The organism is Microbacterium sp. Bi128, from assembly GCF_918698205.1.
This window is the reverse complement of sequence record NZ_CAKKMM010000708.1, coordinates 1-2,598: the sequence shown is the minus strand read 5'-3', so window position 1 is coordinate 2,598 and position 2,598 is coordinate 1. Positions and strand designations below refer to the sequence as shown.

5 protein-coding genes are annotated in these 2,598 nt (G+C 64.8%); 1 reads left to right on the top strand and 4 read right to left on the bottom strand.

The features are described 5' to 3' along the window. Positions 1–5: 5 nt before the first annotated feature. The 3 genes from LQV45_RS25185 to LQV45_RS25175 are packed head-to-tail and all read right to left on the bottom strand — an operon-like array spanning position 6 to position 1,268. Positions 6–170 (bottom strand): hypothetical protein, encoded by a 165-nt coding sequence (locus LQV45_RS25185; RefSeq protein ID WP_230009360.1) that lies wholly within the window; start codon positions 168–170, stop codon positions 6–8. Positions 171–224: 54 nt separating this feature from the next. After that, complete coding sequence (locus LQV45_RS25180) at positions 225–797, bottom strand: NAD(P)-binding domain-containing protein (protein ID WP_230009359.1); 573 nt, start codon at positions 795–797, stop codon at positions 225–227. 57 nt (positions 798–854) lie between these two features. Continuing rightward, a complete protein-coding gene (locus LQV45_RS25175) occupies positions 855–1,268 on the bottom strand; it encodes a carboxymuconolactone decarboxylase family protein (RefSeq protein WP_230009358.1) in 414 nt (137 codons plus the stop codon). Positions 1,269–1,403: 135 nt separating this feature from the next. Here LQV45_RS25175 and LQV45_RS25170 point away from each other — a divergent pair, with 135 nt between their 5' ends. Beyond that, the gene (locus tag LQV45_RS25170; RefSeq protein WP_230009355.1) at positions 1,404–2,039 is read left to right on the top strand and encodes a TetR/AcrR family transcriptional regulator; all 636 of its coding nucleotides are present in this window, start codon (positions 1,404–1,406) and stop codon (positions 2,037–2,039) included. Between the two features lie 75 nt (positions 2,040–2,114). Here the strand turns inward: LQV45_RS25170 and LQV45_RS25165 are convergent. Then, on the bottom strand, positions 2,115–2,598 hold a 484-nt coding region (locus LQV45_RS25165), incomplete at its 5' end, for a DUF2182 domain-containing protein (protein WP_230009353.1).

Below are 2,598 nucleotides of genomic sequence, written 5' to 3'. Positions count from 1 at the left end.
TGGGCTCACTCGTTTCCGGGATCGGCGCCCAGCAGGGCACGCGCCTGGAGGATCGCTTGTTCGACGTCGTCGTTGAGGTCTCCGGTGGGGAGTGAGCCGAGTTCACCGCGGAGCAGGCCGACGTCCTTGAGGAGCAGGTCGTACTGGACGTCGGCGAGGTTGTCGCTCATCCAGCTCTGCCCAGTGGAGACGCCGATGACCTCGAAGAGGTCCCCGGCGGGTACTCAGTGTTCGGCTGCGAGGGTGAGCATCCGCGCTGTGGCGGCCAGGTTGTAGGTAGCCAGGGCGTTGTTGAGGAGTTTCACCAAGGCCGGCTGGCCATAGGACTGCATCCGGAAGACGCGGCCGGAGATGTCAGCCAGCAGCCTGCCCTCGGCATCGGTGGGGGCGGGGCCGGCGAGGAAGATGGTCATCGAACCGTGGCGTGCACCCTGGGGGCCGCCTGAGACCGGGGCTTCGAACGCGCGCCAGGACTCCGGAGCCGATGCAAAAATCCTCCGGGCATCCGCGGGTGCGAGCGTGGTGTGGACGAATACGGTCAGCGGCCGTTCGGTGTGGTCTTTAAGGGCCTCGAACACGGAGGAGACCTGGTCGGCCAACCGCACCGCAATGTGGACGCTGTCGACCGACGACCAGTCAACAGCGGCGAGGTCGTTGCCGGCAGGTGATTTGTTCTCGTCCGACCACTCGCGGATGCGGTCCTGGTTGAAGTCGTAGCCATAAACCGCTTGTCCCAGCTCGGCGAGGTGTGCGCCGATGTTTCCGCCGATGGGTCCGAGTCCCATTACCAAATGCATGAGCGTTCCTTGAGTGTGAGGGAGGAGATTGTGGAGGGCGAGGGGCGGAGGAGCATATCAGTCCGTGGGTGAATCCGGGGTCAGACCGCGCTCTGCCATGACCTCCTTGACGAGGGTCAGTGCGTTGAGTACGCGCGGGAACCCGATGTAGGGGATGCAGTGGATCAGGGCGCCGACGATCTTCTCTTTGGTCAGGCCCACGTTGAAACCTGTGTTGATGTGCAACTTCAATTGGGGCTCGGTGCCCAGGGCAACCAGCGTGGAGATGGTCACCATTGTCTGCTCCTGCTGGGTCAGGGCAGTCCGGGAGTAGATGTCCCCGAAGGCGAAGGAGACGATGTAGTCGGACAGGTCCTCGTCCAGGCTCTTGTAGGACTCGACGAGCTTGACGTGATCGAAGGTGTTGGCGTGTTCCGTGGAGACGAGTTCCATCATGCGGTCGAGTCCGCGCTGGTAACGATCTGTGGCCATGTCGGCGCTCCTAAAAGTGCGTAGGGTGGTTGTGGGTTTGTCGGGTGGGGGTTGCTTCAGCCACCCTCGAAACGCTACGTTGCGTAGCGTTATTAATATTAGCGCTTCTGGCGCGGAACGGGAAGGGGCGTGGATGTGGCTAACCCCACAGTGACGGGCGAGGACGGGACGGCCGCGGCCGCTCAACCCGCGGACACGGGTCGGCGCGCGCGGACGGAGAAGTTGATTCTTGCCGCCACGAGGGAAATGCTCGCGGAGTCTGGAGTCAACGGCCTGACTGTCGAGGGCGTGGCGAACCGTTCCGGCGTGGCCAAGACGACCATCTACCGCCGGTATCGGTCGAAGACCGACCTCGCACTGGCCGTCCTGCTGGACTCGGTCGAATACCTGGGGACGACGCCGGATGTCGGGGATACGTACGCCGAACTGGCGGCAGTGGTTGACCGCACCATCGAGCTCCTTAGCTCCACCCTGATAGGCCGCATCATGCAGGGCCTCGTATCGGAGGTCGCTGCGGACCCGGAACTTGCGCGTGCTTACCGGGAGCGGGTGGTGAACCGCCGGGTGGCAGATGTACGCCTCCTGGTGGAGCGGGGCATCTCCCGAGGAGACCTGAGCCCGGACGTCGACGCCGAGATGCTCACCGACCTCCTGCTGGGGCCGATCTACTACCGGTTCTTCCTGAGTGGCTCGCCGCTGGACGAGGGCTTCGGGGTCCGGCTGGTCAGCACGCTGTTTTCGCGCCGACCCGCCCACGGGGGCACGCCGTAGAAGCGATGACGGCGCGGGGCCCCCGTGCCGACGTCGGTCCCCGGACTGTTATTCGAAGACGACGGTCAGCGGCCCTTACATGGGCGCGGGCATGTATAGCCCGGGCAGCAGCTCCGGGTGTGCCGGGACGAAGAGCGCGAAAACGATCAGCGAGACACCGGTTATCCGGCTGAAGGCGGGCCCGTATTTCCATGTCTTCTCCAGGAAGATAACGACCGTGAGCACGGCCATCCACGCCAGGTTCATCACGCCCACGGCAATCAGCACCACCATGAGCCCCCAACAGCAGCCGACGCAGTACACGCCGTGGTACATGCCGACGCGGACGTCCCGCAAGCGGCCCTTGTACCCGGACACGTGCAACAGGAAGGCTATGGGCGACCGGCAGTGCCTGAGGCAAAAGTCCTTCAGCGGGGTGAGCTGGTAGGCGCCGGCCGCCACCAGCACGGCACCTCCCACCCAGGGCGCGATATCCGGCGCGTCCTCAGCCAGCAGTCCGGCGAGCGCCGCAGCCGCGTAGGCAACGACGCCGAATCCGGTCCACGTCAGGAGGTACCCG

Excerpts from the sequence above, each read along its gene's own strand:
- LQV45_RS25185 (WP_230009360.1), bottom strand. The coding sequence starts at position 170 with ATGAGCGACAACCTCGCCGACGTCCAGTACGACCTGCTCCTCAAGGAC.
- LQV45_RS25180 (WP_230009359.1), bottom strand. The coding sequence starts at position 797 with ATGCATTTGGTAATGGGACTCGGACCCATCGGCGGAAACATCGGCGCA.
- LQV45_RS25175 (WP_230009358.1), bottom strand. The coding sequence starts at position 1,268 with ATGGCCACAGATCGTTACCAGCGCGGACTCGACCGCATGATGGAACTC.